Annotated in this window: 7 protein-coding genes and 1 pseudogene; 4 read left to right on the forward strand and 4 right to left on the reverse strand. The window is 60.6% G+C overall.

The features are described from left to right. The first annotated feature begins 8 nt into the window (after positions 1 to 8). The 3 genes from purH to AB4O22_RS23380 all read left to right on the forward strand — a co-directional run bounded on the left by purH (position 9) and on the right by AB4O22_RS23380 (position 5,974). Positions 9 to 1,616 carry a bifunctional phosphoribosylaminoimidazolecarboxamide formyltransferase/IMP cyclohydrolase gene (purH, locus tag AB4O22_RS23370; protein WP_013692160.1) on the forward strand — a complete coding sequence of 536 codons (1,608 nt, stop codon included), beginning with the start codon at positions 9 to 11 and terminating at the stop codon, positions 1,614 to 1,616. Between the two features lie 188 nt (positions 1,617 to 1,804). Next, on the forward strand, positions 1,805 to 3,100 hold the full coding sequence (purD, locus tag AB4O22_RS23375; protein ID WP_003197406.1) for a phosphoribosylamine--glycine ligase: 1,296 nt from the start codon (positions 1,805 to 1,807) through the stop codon (positions 3,098 to 3,100). Positions 3,101 to 3,199: 99 nt separating this feature from the next. After that, positions 3,200 to 5,974, forward strand: a complete 2,775-nt coding sequence (locus tag AB4O22_RS23380) for a hybrid sensor histidine kinase/response regulator (RefSeq protein WP_223470801.1) — start codon at positions 3,200 to 3,202, stop codon at positions 5,972 to 5,974. Positions 5,975 to 6,003: 29 nt separating this feature from the next. On the opposite strand, the gene AB4O22_RS23385 is transcribed toward AB4O22_RS23380, so the two are convergent. Genes AB4O22_RS23385 through AB4O22_RS23395 form a run of 3 tightly spaced genes read right to left on the reverse strand, consistent with a single transcriptional unit; the run spans position 6,004 to position 8,198 of the window. Next, on the reverse strand, positions 6,004 to 6,639 hold the full coding sequence (locus AB4O22_RS23385) for a hypothetical protein (protein ID WP_013692159.1): 636 nt from the start codon (positions 6,637 to 6,639) through the stop codon (positions 6,004 to 6,006). Beyond that, positions 6,636 to 7,364: a hypothetical protein gene (locus AB4O22_RS23390; protein WP_460097271.1), complete on the reverse strand. Its 729-nt coding sequence runs from the start codon at positions 7,362 to 7,364 to the stop codon at positions 6,636 to 6,638. Before AB4O22_RS23390 ends, AB4O22_RS23385 begins: the two co-directional genes overlap by 4 nt. Before the next feature lie 57 nt (positions 7,365 to 7,421). Next, a complete protein-coding gene (locus AB4O22_RS23395) occupies positions 7,422 to 8,198 on the reverse strand; it encodes a hypothetical protein (RefSeq protein WP_460097272.1) in 777 nt (258 codons plus the stop codon). 247 nt (positions 8,199 to 8,445) lie between these two features. On the opposite strand from AB4O22_RS23395, the gene AB4O22_RS23400 reads away from it, so the two are divergent. Further along, a complete protein-coding gene (locus tag AB4O22_RS23400; protein ID WP_003186248.1) occupies positions 8,446 to 9,042 on the forward strand; it encodes a MarC family protein in 597 nt (198 codons plus the stop codon). Here the strand turns inward: AB4O22_RS23400 and AB4O22_RS23405 are convergent. After that, positions 9,027 to 16,108, reverse strand: a pseudogene (locus AB4O22_RS23405) (TcdA/TcdB catalytic glycosyltransferase domain-containing protein). The gene AB4O22_RS23400 and the pseudogene AB4O22_RS23405 sit on opposite strands and share 16 nt — an antisense overlap. Between the last annotated feature and the right edge of the window lie 109 nt (positions 16,109 to 16,217).

Below are 16,217 nucleotides of genomic sequence, written 5' to 3' on the forward strand. Positions count from 1 at the left end.
AAATTGAAATGACCGACCAGACCACCCGCCTGCCGATCCGCCGCGCCTTGATCAGCGTCTCCGACAAGACCGGGATCCTCGAATTCGCCCGCGAGCTGCAACAGCTGGGCGTCGAGATTCTCTCCACCGGCGGGACCTTCAAGCTGCTGCAGGACAACGGCGTCGCCGCAGTGGAAGTCGCGGACTACACCGGTTTTGCAGAAATGATGGACGGTCGGGTCAAGACCCTGCACCCGAAAATCCACGGCGGGATCCTGGGCCGTCGCGGCATCGACGACGCCATCATGAACGAACACGGCATCAAGCCGATCGACCTGGTAGCGGTCAACCTCTACCCGTTCGAAGCCACCATCAACAAGCCCGGCTGCGACCTGCCGACCGCCATCGAGAACATCGACATCGGCGGCCCGACCATGGTCCGCTCGGCGGCCAAGAACCACAAGGACGTGGCCATCGTGGTCAACGCCAGCGACTACGCCAGCGTATTGGAAAACCTCAAGGCCGGTGGCCTGACCTACGCCCAGCGTTTCGACCTGATGCTCAAGGCCTTCGAACACACCGCCGCCTACGACGGCATGATCGCCAACTACATGGGCACCGTGAACCAGGCCGCTGAAACCCTGTCGACCGAAGGCCGCAGCGAATTCCCGCGCACCTTCAACACCCAGTTCGTCAAGGCCCAGGAAATGCGCTACGGCGAGAACCCGCACCAGAGCGCGGCGTTCTACGTGGAAGCCAAGCCCGCCGAAGTCGGCATTGCCACCGCCACCCAGCTGCAAGGCAAGGAACTGTCGTTCAACAACGTGGCCGACACCGACGCCGCGCTGGAATGCGTGAAGAGCTTCGTCAAGCCCGCCTGCGTGATCGTCAAGCACGCCAACCCGTGCGGCGTGGCCGTAAGCCCGGACGCCGAGGGCGGTATCCGCCAGGCCTACGAACTGGCCTACGCCACCGATACCGAATCGGCTTTCGGCGGCATCATCGCCTTCAACCGTGAACTGGACGCCGCGACCGCCAAGGCCATCGTCGAGCGTCAGTTCGTCGAAGTGATCATCGCCCCTTCGGTCACCGAAGAAGCCCGCGCCATCGTTGCCGCCAAGGCCAACGTCCGCCTGCTGGCCTGCGGCCAATGGTCGGCCGACCGTGCGCCGGCCTGGGACTACAAGCGCGTCAATGGCGGCCTGCTGGTCCAGAGCCGCGACATTGGCATGATCGGCAGCGAAGACCTGAAAGTGGTGACCAAGCGCGCCCCGAGCGAGCAGGAAATCAACGACCTGATCTTCGCCTGGAAAGTCGCCAAGTACGTAAAATCCAACGCCATCGTCTACGCCAAGAACCGCCAGACCATCGGTGTCGGCGCAGGCCAGATGAGCCGTGTGAACTCGGCCCGCATCGCAGCCATCAAGGCTGAACACGCCGGCTTGCAGGTACAGGGCGCGGTCATGGCCTCCGATGCGTTCTTCCCGTTCCGCGACGGCATCGACAACGCGGCGAAGGTCGGCATCACCGCCGTGATCCAGCCGGGTGGTTCGATGCGTGACAATGAAGTGATTGCTGCCGCTGACGAGGCCGGCATCGCAATGGTCTTTACGGGCATGCGTCACTTCCGTCACTGATACACCGACCCACTGTGGGAGCTGGGTTGGTGTGGGAGCAAGGCTTGCCCGCGATGCAGGCAACTCGGTCCATCAGGCAAACCGAGGTGATGCTATCGCGGGCAAGCCTTGCTCCCACACAAGCTCGCTCCCACAGAAAGGCAGCTTTAGCGCTGCATCCAGAATCAGCGTCATCCGAGGTTTTTGAAATGAATGTTTTGATCATTGGCAGCGGTGGCCGCGAACACGCCCTGGCCTGGAAAGTAGCCCAGGATCCACGTGTGCAGAAGGTTTTCGTGGCGCCGGGCAATGCCGGCACCGCCATCGAAGCCAAATGCGAAAACGTCGCCATCGACGTGCTGGCCCTGGAGCAACTGGCCGACTTCGCCGAGAAGAACGTCTCGCTGACCATCGTCGGCCCGGAAGTGCCGCTGGTCGCCGGCGTGGTCGATCTGTTCCGCGCCCGTGGCCTGGACTGCTTCGGCCCGACTGCCGGTGCCGCGCAGTTGGAAGGCTCGAAAGCGTTCACCAAGGATTTCCTGGCGCGTCACAAGATCCCGACCGCCGACTACCAGAACTTCACCGAAATCGAACCGGCCCTGGCGTACCTGCGCGAGAAAGGCGCACCGATCGTGATCAAGGCCGACGGCCTCGCGGCCGGTAAAGGCGTGATCGTTGCCATGACCCTGGCCGAAGCCGAAGACGCCGTGCGCGACATGCTCGCCGGCAATGCCTTCGGTGACGCCGGTTCCCGCGTGGTGATCGAAGAGTTCCTCGACGGCGAGGAAGCCAGCTTCATCGTCATGGTCGATGGCAAGAACGTCCTGCCAATGGCCACCAGCCAGGACCACAAGCGTGTCGGCGACGGCGACAGCGGCCCGAACACCGGCGGCATGGGCGCCTACTCCCCGGCCCCGGTGGTGACTGCCCAAGTGCACCAGCGCGTCATGGACCTGGTGATCTGGCCGACCGTGCGTGGCATGGCCGAAGAAGGCAACGTCTACACCGGTTTCCTCTATGCCGGCCTAATGATCGACAAGGCTGGTAACCCAAAAGTCATCGAATTCAACTGCCGTTTCGGCGATCCTGAGACTCAGCCGGTAATGCTGCGCCTGCAATCGAGCCTGGTCCTGCTGGTCGAGGCCGCACTGGCCCAGGCACTGGACAAGGTCGAAGCCCAGTGGGATCCGCGCCCAAGCGTCGGTGTCGTATTGGCGGCTGGCGGTTACCCAGGCGACTACGCCAAAGGTAGCGCGATCCAGGGCCTGGACGCCGCGGCCCGCCTGGAAGGCAAGGTCTTCCATGCAGGCACGGCGTTGAAGGATGGGCAAGTGGTCACCGCCGGTGGTCGTGTGCTGTGCGCCACCGCCATGGGCGCCAGTGTCGACGAAGCTCAGCAGCAGGCCTACAAGCTTGCCGCCGAGATCGACTGGGAAGGTTGCTTCTACCGCAAGGACATTGGCTACCGCGCCATTGCCCGCGAGCGTGGCGAAAATCTGGAATAACCCAGCCATTCAGCCAGGCAAGGGTCTACGGCCCTTGCCTGACTGTTCCGGCGCCGCGCATAGTTATAATCTGGCATCAACCTACGAAGGGATTTCGCCGTGCGCTGGCTCAGGATTGCCATAGGCCTTACCGTCACCCTGCTGACGATGCTCTGCATGCTCCCGGCCCAGGCCGCGCCAGGCAGTGGCTGGGCGGTATTGCTCGACGAACAGGGCGACCTCACACTGAGCGACATCCGTTCTGCCCGCTACACCAATCAATTCAGCCCCATCGACCTGGACCGCCTCAAGGCCGCCGAGCCCGGCGGGGCATTGTGGTTGCGTTTCCGCCTGGCCCCCGACCGGCATGAACAGATCCTGCGCATCTTCGCCCCCGACCTGTCACGCCTGAACCTCTATGTGCTGGACGGCGATGCCCTGGTTGACCAACAAATCAGCGGCAATGCCACGCCGCATACCGAACCGGTGGTACCCAGCAGCGATTTCATGCTGCCCCTTCCACGCAGCGACAAATCGCTGGACGTCTACCTGCGACTGTCCTCGCGCCATGAACTGCGCCCCTACATCACCTTGCAATCGGCAGTCGTGGCTGCGGCCGATCAGAACCAGACGCTGATCTACGGGTTGCTGTTCGGCTGCATCGCCATGCTGGTCCTGCACAACCTCACCCGCTATGCCTACACCCGTTCACGCAGTTGCCTGTGGCTGGCAGCCTGTGAAGGGTTGCTGATGCTCAGCCTGGTGCTGTTGCTGAACCTGGCCGGGCCCTGGCTGCCCGACTGGCCAGCCGTCCAGACGCCCGGGGCCTACCTTGCCTTGTTGCTGACGGCGCCCTGCGGCCTGATGTTCGCCTACCGTTTCTTTGCGCCCCTGGGGCCGCACCCGTTGAATCGGCTGCTACTGGGGGACATCGTGCTCGTCATGCTGTGCAGCCTGTTGCTGTTGTTCGTCAACACGCTGCCGCTCAATATCATGACCTACGCCCTCGTGGCCCTGGCCGGCCTGAGCATGCTGCTCGTCAGCGCCTGGCATTGGCAAAAGGGCTACCGCCCGGCCCGGCTGTTCGTCGCGGCCATGCTGGTCTTCAACCTGGGCACGCTGATCATCCTCCCGGCACTGCAAGGGCTCACGGAGGTTCCTCCCCAAGGCCTGATCATCACCCTGCTGATCTTCATCTGCATCAGCGGCCTGTTGATGAGTGTCGCCCTGGGCGAGCGCCAGCGCTCGATCAACGAAAGCCGGTTCAGCATCAGCCGCGACCTGGCGGCGAGCAATGCCGAGATCAATGCCAAGGCCGAGTTCCTGGCCAAGATCAGCCACGAGATCCGCACCCCGATGAACGGCGTGCTGGGCATGACCGAGCTGCTGCTGGGTACGCCGCTGTCGGTCAAGCAACGCGACTATGTGCAGACGATCCACAGCGCCGGCAATGAGCTGCTGACCCTGATCAACGAGATCCTCGACATCTCCCGGCTCGAATCCGGGCAGATCGAACTGGACGACGTGCAGTTCGACCTCAATGCCCTGATCGAGGATTGCCTGAGTATCTTCCGTGCCAAGGCCGAACAGCAGAATGTCGAGCTGATCAGCTTCATCCAGCCCCAGGTGCCGCGCGTGATCAGCGGTGACCCTACGCGGCTGCGCCAGGCGCTGCTGAGCCTGCTGGAAAACGCCCTGAAGAAAACCGACGAGGGCGAAGTGCTGATCGTCGTCGCCCTCGACGAGCGCAGCAATCAGCCGCGCCTGCGCATCGCCGTGCAGGACAGCGGGACGCCGATGGACGCCGAAGAGCGCGACACGCTGATGCACGCCGAACTGCACAGCAAGAATTTCCTGTCGGCCACGCGCCTGGGGGGCAACCTGGGCCTGGTCATCGCCCGTCAGTTGATCATCCTGATGCACGGAGAATTCGGTATCAAAAGCGGTAGCAACCAGGGTAGTACCTTGTGGCTGACCTTGCCGCTGGACCCGGATCGCCTCGAACATCCAACTTCCGACCTCGATGGCCCGCTGCAAGGGGCGCGGGTATTGATCGTCGACGACAACGACACCTGCCGCAAAGTACTGGTGCAACAGTGCAGCGCCTGGGGCCTGAACGTCAGTGCGGTGCCATCGGGCAAGGAAGCCCTGGCGCTGCTGCGCACCAAGGCGCACCTGCGCGATTATTTCGACGTGGTGTTGCTGGACCAGAACATGCCGGGCATGACCGGCATGCAACTGGCGGCCAAGATCAAGGAAGACCCGAGCCTGAACCACGACATCCTGTTGATCATGCTCACCGGTATCAGCAACGCGCCGAGCAAGATCGTGGCGCGCAACAGCGGGGTCAAGCGCATCCTCGCCAAACCGGTGGCCGGTTATACCCTCAAGACCACCCTGGCGGACGAGCTGAACCAGCGCAACCGGGGCCAGGCAACGAATGTGCAGGTAAACGCCGGCCCTCCCATTCCGGTGAAGGTGCCGAGCGATTTCCGCATCCTGGTGGCCGAGGACAACAGCATCTCCACCAAGGTCATCCGCGGCATGCTCGGCAAGCTCAACCTGCAACCCGACACCGCCAGCAACGGCGAAGAAGCCCTCAAGGCCATGAAGGAGCAGCGTTACGACCTGGTCCTGATGGACTGCGAAATGCCGATCCTCGATGGGTTTTCCGCCACCCAGCAATTGCGTGCCTGGGAAATGGGTAACCAGCGCACCCGCACCCCCGTGGTGGCGCTCACCGCGCACATCCTGGCCGAGCACAAGGAACGCGCCCGCCAGGCCGGGATGGACGGTCACATGGCCAAGCCGGTGGAGCTGTCGCAGCTGCGTGAGCTGATCGAGCACTGGGTGGCCCAGCGCGATCAGCAAAAACCGACTGCATCGACTTATTGAACCGATCCAAGCCTGCGAGCAAACACGCTTCAGAGTTCCAGGGCACTGAGGTAGGTGGACGCTTGGGACAGCACTGAACGTTTTACCTTTTCCCTGAAGGTGGCGTAGTACAGCGTATTGAAGTTGATGACGGTCATTTGCTCGACGCTGTTGCGCACCCAGTCGCCTCGCTCGATGAACAAGAATCGAGACGCCTGTCGACGCAGCTGGAACTGGCAGTGATAAACGCCCATTTCAATTCGATGGGTGCCGTTCGGCACACAGGGCATCATCTGGAAAATGCCTGTGTCGCGCGACAGGCTGGTTGATTCGAACAGCTCCAGCGCTTTGGGATTGCTCTCCAATGCCACCAACGCACCACTGGCCGGGGCGTGAAAAGCTTCGCCAAGACGAGCCTCGATATGTTGTGTCGCTCCCACCCCCATCGGACCTTCAATGGTCGACAGCGTCTGCGGGCGCGGTACGTCCCAGCCCAGGAATCTGAGCTGGCTGCAAAAATAGTCGAACCAGTGACCGGACAACCCGTCGCGATAGGCTGACCAGGTGGCCCGTTGCGCATACATCGTGCTCAAGTACACATCTTCCCGATGGGACGCAGGTAGACCGGCGGCGAACGAAACGACACTGCCGCCAACGACTGCGGCAGATGGAATCGGCCCCCTCATCTGCAGACCTCTTCGGCAGGAAGAACACCTGAATCATCGATAGCCTTGGTGATATCGACAATGTTGTCACCCACGGCAGCCGCGACCCTACGGGCGATAACCTCACGGGCAGGCGCGAACAATGTTTCGCTCAGTTGCGTGCGGAAATAACGTGCCGTCACACAACCGTCGATGTCTTTGCCATCAAAGCACTGCCTCCAAGGATTGGCCTCGATCACTTTCGCTGTGTTGAATTGCAAATAGACACCAGCCATCGAAACAGGGCTTTGCGCCACGATCACCAGCAAGCGCACGGGGCTGGAAGATGACGGGCTCTGTGCCGCGTCAGGCTCGTATTGTTTTTGCACATGCTTGCGCACAATCCCCATCGCAGGCAGCGAGCCGGGTAACGCTGCGATACGCTCCATCACCGCCATGATCCGCTGTTGCTGATCCACCTGATCATCCAAGGGGATGGCCGCCACCCACTCCAATGGCGAATGGGTATCTTCTTTTTGCGGCTGCAGATCCTTTCGCCTTTTGGCAGCTGATATCCAGGCGACACTCAAGACCTCCAAATAAGTGGCGTACCAATCAACCGCAGGTGCACGCTGCAGACTCTTATTAGCAACCAGTTGTGCGAGCAAGACCGAATTCATCAGGTCGTCAACTTCCGTGCGCCGTAGTGCGCAGGGCGCTAAAACAATCGCCGCAGCGTTAACAAAAACCGAATATTCCTTATCCATACCTGACTCCTTCTAAAAAAAGGCAACCGATAGTCGATTGCCTCATTGAAACAGAACTTAGATTTCGTACTCTTCGATCTTGCTTACGGCATGATTACCCAGCCGCCCAATAATGATGTCTCGAGTTCGCTCGACAATACTTGGAACTTTTCGAAAAACCGACTCACCTTTATACAACTTCACTTCGCGACTGCTCCAATCCGCAAACAAGACCTGGGTTGCGCTGTTGCGCCGGATAAAGCGCACGGTGCCAAGCATCATGCTGACTTCACCGTCAATTTCGACACAGGTACCCGCTGCCATTCCGCCCACCCCATGTTCCAACAGGTTTCGCTCAAAAAGGGTCAGGGTCTCTTCCTTCTTCTGCAAGGCAGTGATTGCACTGTCGGCGACCTTCAACAGCAACGCCGAAGTCGCGCTTCCAAGGGCAATACCCGACACTACGGAGGCGAGGATGTCCAACACCAGCTTGTCCATCCGCACGGTGTTACCGCCGACGCTCAGGTCATCATAGAAGCGCTGCGTAGCGACCCAACCGGCGTTCGTCATGACTTCAACAAACTTGTAGTACCACTCTCGTCCTTGGGATTCGAGAGGGTATTGCCTGTTGGCGACCAGGGAAGCAAAGAGAAAAGCATGCTGCGCATCCTCTTGATGCTGTGGAGAAAGACCACCGGCGAACGCCAGGATGCCTTCACCGACAACCGATCCCTTCGCCGGTGGCTCAACATCGCCCACATACAACGAACGAGGACTGACATCAGGGTAAATATCATAACTTTCCAACCGCGCCACACAGGCGGCTACAGCGCTATCACACATTTCAAAACTCATCACTTATTCCTTAAATTATTAAGCAAGCCACTCCATGACTTGCAGAGCCACATTAATCAACCGAACCAGACTCAACAACTCTCTACTTGTAACTTCAAAATAAAACCGCCCATTAACAGCCATCAAATAAAGTCAAAAAAAAACGCTCGAATAAAACACCACTCCTTCCACTTCAACCAATCAAATGCCGACAGTCGATTCAGAGGCTGATAGACTCCGGCGATGTCTTTCGCAATGAGTCTGAACCATGCTCCACGTGCTATTCAGCGTGTACCTCAAGATGCTGGTGCTCTATAGCCCCTTCTTCGTGCTGTCGTGTTTTATCGGGCTGACTCGCGGCTATTCGCGCAAGGAACAACGCCGCCTGGCCTGGAAAGTCGCGACCGCGACGCTGGTCTCCAGCGTGTTGCTCTATTTGTTCGGGCGGGTGATTTTCAGCGTGTTCGGCATCACCGTGGACGCCTTCCGTATCGGCGCCGGCAGTGTGCTGTTCATTTCGGCACTGGGCATGGCCCAGGGCAAGTCGGCCGTACAGACCGACAACGTGCAGCAGGACGTGACCATCGTCCCGCTGACCATTCCATTGACCGTCGGCCCCGGCACCATCGGTGCCCTGCTGGTGATGGGCGTGAGCCAGCCGCACTGGGACGACAAACTCATGGCCATCATCAGCATCGCCCTGGCGAGCTTCACCGTCGGCGTCGTGCTCTACCTGTCCAGCCGTATCGAACGGATCCTGGGCGACCAGGGCTTGCAGATCGTCAGCCGCCTGATGGGGTTGTTTGTCTGCGCCTTGGCGGCGCAGATCATTTTTACCGGGGTGAAGGGCTACCTGGTGCCCTGAAGGGGGACCACCTGGCCTTCGACCGGCGCCGGCGCCAGCAGCTCTTTCAGGGTTGCACTGCCAACCCCACCCAGGTCCCGTAGCCGTGCCACGAATGTCGACACCGGGCGGGCATGCGCAGCGTTGAAGCCCAGGCATATTTCACCGCGCAAGAGCGGGTCGGCGGAACACACATCACGCAGGATCAGGCAGTGTTCACTGTCCGGATCGACAATGACCAGATGCGCCTGGACGATCTCGAACACGAGTTTTCCAGGCTCATCGAATGCCCAGATCAATGTGCTTGCCATGGCGGGTGGTTCATCCAGGGCATGTCGACAGTCGACAATGACCGAGTCCAGTTTCAGCCACTCCTTCTTCGTCAAATGACACGTCACCGCGCCCTGGCCCAAGCGCAGAATCAACGTATTGACCTCATCGGGGATCAGCGGCAGGAGATCGCGGCCGACCTTCGCCCCTTCGACGACCAGCACCTGGGCGTTGCGCTGGACATAATCGAACGGCCCGATGCTGCGCTTGTCGGGATAGATGAGCACCCGCCCATCCTGATGCTTGTGCAGCAGCACGTTGACCTGAGCCTGAGTGCCGAGCAGGGTAAAGTTCCTGGGCAGGTTCTTGCCGGTCACCCGCAGCAGCCGGGCACTTTGCACGTCATACCATTGCAGGCTCCCAGGCTCGGATTCCACCGACACGAACTCGGCATGCTGCGCTTGCTCCAGCAACCGCTGGAGAGCTTCGATCAGGTGTTCGCCCTGGGCGCTCACCCAGTCGTGATTGACCCCAGTGATGGTCCCCGCTTCCTGATGACGCAGCGCCAGCGACAGGCCGTCCACGCTTATCCCGCGCAAGCCGCTGCCTTCGAGCGTGACATCGGCGAAGCGCCAGCTCGCCCACTCCCGCTGATACGCCGGCAGGCTGTCGCCCGCCAGCAATTGCGAGCCGGCGCCGAAAGCCTGGTCAAGCCGCTGCGGGTCGAAGAATGCCTGGCTCAATACTTCACCACTCGACCGATCGAACAGCCAGACCGACTGATTATCGGGCGTCATGCCGAGCAAGCGAACTTCCTTGTCGAGTCCCGGATCGCACAACAGCAAGCGGTTATTCACGTACCAGGCACACAGGTTGCCGTCACCAGCGACATTGCGCAGACCGGCAATGGCAAAATCCCTGCCCGGGTAGCGCTTGGCCAACGGCTCAAGCGCCTGCCACCACCGACTACGCCCCTTGAGCCACTGTTCGCTCACGCCGGCAAACTGCAACGTTTCTTGCGCGCCCAGGTTGAAAAACAGCCCGTTTTCATCGAGCGCCACATACCCCCGTCGACGGCCAGGATCTGCTTGAGCCCCTCCGGCTGCACCCATAGCTGGGTCCATTGCGCCTTGCCGTCGTTCACGCTGCGTTGCAGTCGGCAGAGCGTCTGGTTGGCGGTGACTCGCTGGTAAACGAAGAACACCTCGCTGTCGTCGGCCATGGGCAATAGCATCAGCCCGTCCAGGTTCTTGATCGAGTTATCCCAGCCACGGAAATGATGCCTGGCGGGTGGCGCCAGGATCAGACGTCGATCGCTGCGGCGTACCCATGCCAGGTCTCGGGAATCGGGCGCAATCGTCCAGCAGATCGAAACGTACGAAGCCGGCTGCCAATCGACGGTCGTCGCCCCGTTATGCGAAGGCCCGAGGGGCAGCCGCAGAAAGTCGCCCAGCACGGACGACCACCCGGCCAGGGTATCGCTGGTCAACAGCAGCGCCTGCAGTTGCGGCGCCGTGTCGTAGGTGACGGAACTCAATAGCAATTGCCCGTCATGAATCAGGTAGCGATATTGCCGGACGGTTTGGTTGTCGAGGACGTATTCCTGCACGACATGAATCACCCCTTGCGCATCCGCTTCCAGCCTGCGAATCGTGCCTTGCCCCTCTTGAAGCAGCAAAAGGTAGCGACACTTGAGCAAACCCGTGGCGCAATCCGTCTGCCAGATCTGGAACCCGTCGGGATCGTAGAAATAGGCAGACGCCCCCAGGACGAGCGACAGCTGCGGCTCGCCGAGCACCTCCATGTCGTCACGAATGTAGAGGAAGCGGTCTGCGCCCGCGTCATACCAGGCCGTGGTGTAGCGCGGTTGCCGGGGATCTTCGAACGGGATCAGATAGTGATGGACCGGCGTATACGGCAGCGCCAATCGATGCTCGCGCGCCAGGCTCTTGTGGTGGTCAAGCAGCGCCTGCTCATCGAGCCCTTCCGGCGCCGTCTGTTCGAGGATGTCCAGCTGGCGTTTACCCTGGGGGACTCTGAACAGCTGGTCGGCCGTGCGAATCAGCACCTCCTGCTGGCCGACACGGCTCACATGAACGGTGCCGATGTACAGCTCGCCGGAAGGCTCGATCCGGATATCCTGGTCATTGGCCCAGGTGGCCTGCAACACCCAGCGGCAATACATGAGGTTCGGTGAAACAAGGCTGATATCGACCCCGGGATTGAGCGTCACGGTACAACGCGAGTCGGCCCCTCGGAGCCAATAGGACAACTTTCCTTGCCAGGCTTCTGGCATCACGGGAACCACCAGTGTCCGCTCTACCGCATCCAGGTACACCCGGATGACCGTTTCGCCGTACACCGGACTCAGGCGATTGAGAATGTAGTCGGACGGAAACGAATAGAACGAGAACAAAAACAGCCAGGTCCCGTCCGCTTGCCTTTTCTCCAGCCGCCGGGCCGTGTCGAAGCCGCGATCATGGCGCCAGCGGGCGAAGGGCAGCGCCTTGTATTCATAGCCGTAAGTGGTTTGCGGCGTGCAGGGCAGCACGATGGGTTGTCCTGCCGGCGGGACGAATCCGATCCGTCCGGGCAGCCCCAGTTCCCGACGGATGTCGATCGCCCGAGCCTCATCGGGATCGAAGCCCGGCACACCGAAATGATCATGCAGGGGATACAGCTTTGGACTGTCGAGCTGCAACGTCCCCTCCTCCAGGTCCATGCTTCTGACGATCAGTGAAGGCCGTGCCACCCACGCGGCCAGCGTGTGATCGTAGTGGTAGCCGTCACCACGATAGGCCTGCTCCAGCTCATCGAAAAACTGACCGACGTCCCGCGCCTGCCGCGCGATGCTGGCGAACCCCTGGGCCAGGGCGGCCACCCCGACCGCCACCCCACCAAGAATCACACCCGCACCGCCGAGCACCGCCGCGGCGGTCGACGCCCCGGCCAACCCCGCGCCAACGCCGCCCGCCGTCAAGGCCAGGCTGGCAGAGTCGAATGTCAGCTGGGTACCGAATTGCGCTTTCTCGATGCCGGTTCGCGCCGTCTTCAGTTGATAGATATCAAAGCCGACATTGGCCAGCCCCAACACCGCGCCGACGCCCTCGTTAGCCGCATGCCCCAGCGCCTGGCCAACGACCGGCGCACACGTGCGGGCAATGAGCCGTTCTTCCGCCAGGGCGGTACGGGCCAACTGTACCAACCCCGTCACGTCCATGACATTGCCGTGCACCAACTGCGCATAGTTGACGTAGGCATGCAGGCGCACGGCGGTGGTCAACGTTCGGTCATCCCCTTCGCGCCCGCGCAAGGCGTTCATCAAGGCCTGGATGGTGAAGCCAGCGTTTAGGGTATGGACGCTGCCGGCCTCGGTCGGATCCACGACACCACCGCTCTGCACAGGTTGGCGCGCCAGGGTCGAAAACTGTTCCGACAGCCAGTTCTTGATGCGTAACAGGCGATGATCGTCACTGAGCACGCGGACCTGCCGTTGCGGTTGCGCGGGATCGATCAGGCTCACTCGGTATTGGCCTTCGGGCGTGATCTCCAGCGTATCGAACAAGGGCACCAGCGGCTTCGGCGAGTCATGCAGCGCCTGCAAATCGACCGTTGCCTGGGCGATCTGCTGACCCCACCAATGGCTGTCCAACGCCAGCAAGCTACTGCCCAGGTGCGAATTGTCGACCAGGGACCTTCCGTAGGCACGGTTCAGGCGCTGGCGAATCGCAAGCTCCGGTTTTCCTGGCAAAGGATCGGGCTTGAGCAGGTGCTCCACCGTGAATCCGTCAGAAAGCTCCAAGGCCGAGATCTTGGCGCTGTGCAGGTCGATCAGATCGAATTGCGGTCGCGCTTCAGAACCATAGGCAGCGTAATAGCGGGCCATGCCCTCGGTCTGGAAAAAGTGCTCCAGCGCACGTTGCAGCCCGTCCGGATGGTCGAATTTGCACAGGCCAAAGTTCGGGTCGAAAAAATGATAGGTGGCGCGTTCCCCGCTGACGGTCTTGGCCACCAGCATCGAATGGTTGTCCGAGTTGAGCATCAGCGTACGGGGGGCGGCGTGTCTTTCGAGTGCGGCCGTGACCTGATCCAGGTCGGCCTGGCCAAGCCGCGTGCCAACGTCACCCAGCGACACGTCTCGCAGGGCTTCCAGGGTTTGCAGAAAGGCCTGGGAGTCGGCTTGCCCGGGTTCGAGCACCGTCAGGAAGAAACGCTCGCGCAACTGCCCGGAGGCTACATCGCCCTGGGCCAGCGCCGCGCTCATCGCCAGCGCCAACGGATAGCAACGCCCACCAATCGTCTCGCCATCGCTGCCGAGCAGCAAATCCTGGGGGACCATCTGGACGCCGTTGTGACCGAAGCCATCCAGCACCTGCGCGGAGCGTTCAACGATCTGGACACGATGTTCAAGGGTCGCCGCTTTCTGGATCCGTGCAACATGGCGGCCCCACTGGAACAGCGTTCGCGCCTCTTTCAAGGCCGCTTTCTTCAGGTCCAGCGTGCTGTCGGCCGGCATCGGCGCATACGCCGGATCGCTCGACAGACCGTTCATGAATCCGGCCGCCTTGCGCTTGAACAATTGCCGCTCGATGACTGCATAACGGCCGGACACGCCCTGCTCGGCAACGCTGTTGGCCAGGTTCTCCAGCTCACTGGTGGCCGCGTTGAAACGCTGGTTATCCAGCGCATCCAAGCCTAGCAACAGGCCCAGCGAAACCCTTTGCAAAGGGCTGGCTTCGATGAGACGGCGGGCGCCACTGGCGATATCGCTCAGCACTTCATCGATCCCCAGGCTTTGCATCCTTGCATCGCTCAGGAACACCGGAACCAGCGCATCGGCAGCCTGATGCCGGATACGCTGGCGATCATCGAAACTCAGCGGCAGTGGTTTCTCGAAGCGGATTTCACCGTCATGCCCCTGACTCATCGCCTCGATGAACGGCTCGCCGAGCCTCTCGGCCAATTGCTCCAACACATCGGTCAGCAGCACCGCTCGCCCTTCGATCAGCGGCCAGCCCTGTTGGAACTCGATGGTCGAGTGCTTGAGCAACTGCGCCATATCACCGCTGTAGCGCGTGGAGTACTGCCCCTCACGCCAACTCGTCTGTTCGTTGCTGACCCATTTCTCGTGATCGGTTTCATTTTCTTTCCAGGAGTGATCCTGCTCCTCTTCGGTGGCACCGTTCACCGTCCCATTGGGCGCAATGGCCGCCTCTTTGCTCAGGCTCTCGGCAATGGCGGCGCTCAAGTGCGCTTTCGCATAGTCGACCATGCCATCGCGCATGGCGCCGGGGCCCGTCAGGTAAATGGTGCCCTCGCTTTCGAACCGAATACCATCGCCAAAGTGGGTCGCAATGGCCGCAATCAGCGCTATCGCTCTCGGCACGTCTTCCATCGACAGTCCAGTCAGCGGTCCATTGGCTTTTTCGAACACTTCCTCCACCAGCCTCAACATGCCAGCAACATCACTCAACGCAATATCGCGCTGAGCGGCCAACCGGGTCGAAGCATCGATCAACGCGTAGTTGGCGCGCAAACGCTCGATCACACTGTTGAGGACCGCACAGCCCGGATGGGCCATCAGAAACGCATTGGATAACGATTGCTGCATGGCCAAGGCCCGCAGCGCGAAGGGACGCGCAAGCCGATCCGCCGGTTGCGCGAAGACCTCGCTCAGGCTTGGCCAGCTTTGCGCGAAGGCTTGCAGCGCTGGAAAATGCTCGGTGCCAATGTGTGTGTAATGGCTGGAAGAGGCCTGGCGCCCCGGCATCCATTCGGGGTTGTTGTTCAGCAGCAGTTGCAGGACTCCAAGGCGGGCATTACGGTCAAAACCGCTGATATCAACAGCGCCGAGGGTTTGCGACAACGGCGGAAGGTGGTCGACATCGGTATAGCTACCGCCTTCGGCATACAGGACCTCGGCGCGCACAACATCAGAGGCCGCCGCCATATTGCCGCGCAAACACATCTCCCGCTCATAGACATCCTGCAACTGCAACGAAACGTCCCCTGCCGCGATATCACGCAACTTGAAACCGTCCATATCCAAGACACTGCGACGATTGTCTTCCAACTGTTTGCGCAGTACTTGCACATCCTGGCCGTAGGCGCGGGACAATAAATCCATTCGGGCCTCGTCGGCTGACCCTCCGCCCGCCACTGCCGCACTGATATGTGCATGCATCTGTTGTTTCAGAACAATGGTCCGCTCGTTGTATAAGCCGCCCAATTCAACTTCGGAGATACGCTCATCAACCCCTTGTAGAAAAACATCGGCCTTGGCGGCTTCGACAATCAACCTGTTGGTTTGCCAGGCCAGTAGTGCATCGCTGTCATACCAGAGATTCAGGCTATAACCCTGCCTGGCCAACACTTCTTTCCACACATTTAGATAGTCGCGCTGAATGTTGCCAAGTCCGCCGCCGAGCCAGACAAAGTGCAACGTCTTGGGCACCTCCGTTGGCACTCGCTTCATCTGTTCGGTGCTGAACTGAAGGCGTGCTTCATGACGTTCGACTTTGTCATAGATTCGCGGCAAATCCATCGCTGTCTCGCCAGGGCCGGACATACGCCCCTCCAGGCTGCGCTTCACCCTGCGGTTGCCCAGGACCTGGGCGAGCGTCTGTTTCAAGAGCCCCAGCGGCTCGAGCAGCCTGTGGGAGTCCGGCATACCGATACAGGCAAAGTAATAACGGATGACCGCGTCATATTGTTCATTGTTTTTGTAGGGCAACAGTGCCCTTTCGAGGTCGGCCAGTTTGAAAAGGCTGATGAATCCGAGCGCACCATCACGCGTCTGGACGTTTGCTTCCTGCATAAAAAAGACACTCCCGGCCTGTCCGCTAGAAAAAGAACAGGCATATAAAAGCATTGTCGCCAGAAGGTGCTCTGGCGAACGTTAATTCCATTGATATTTTTTAACTTGG

It is taken from the genome of Pseudomonas sp. S3_B11 (assembly GCF_054667715.1).

What these genes read in the sequence shown, in the direction of transcription:
- AB4O22_RS23395 (WP_460097272.1), bottom strand. Translation starts at nt 8,198, where the DNA reads ATGAGTTTTGAAATGTGTGATAGCGCTGTAGCCGCCTGTGTGGCGCGG.
- purH (WP_013692160.1), top strand. Translation starts at nt 9, where the DNA reads ATGACCGACCAGACCACCCGCCTGCCGATCCGCCGCGCCTTGATCAGC.
- AB4O22_RS23390 (WP_460097271.1), bottom strand. Translation starts at nt 7,364, where the DNA reads ATGGATAAGGAATATTCGGTTTTTGTTAACGCTGCGGCGATTGTTTTA.
- purD (WP_003197406.1), top strand. Translation starts at nt 1,805, where the DNA reads ATGAATGTTTTGATCATTGGCAGCGGTGGCCGCGAACACGCCCTGGCC.
- AB4O22_RS23385 (WP_013692159.1), bottom strand. Translation starts at nt 6,639, where the DNA reads ATGAGGGGGCCGATTCCATCTGCCGCAGTCGTTGGCGGCAGTGTCGTT.
- AB4O22_RS23400 (WP_003186248.1), top strand. Translation starts at nt 8,446, where the DNA reads ATGCTCCACGTGCTATTCAGCGTGTACCTCAAGATGCTGGTGCTCTAT.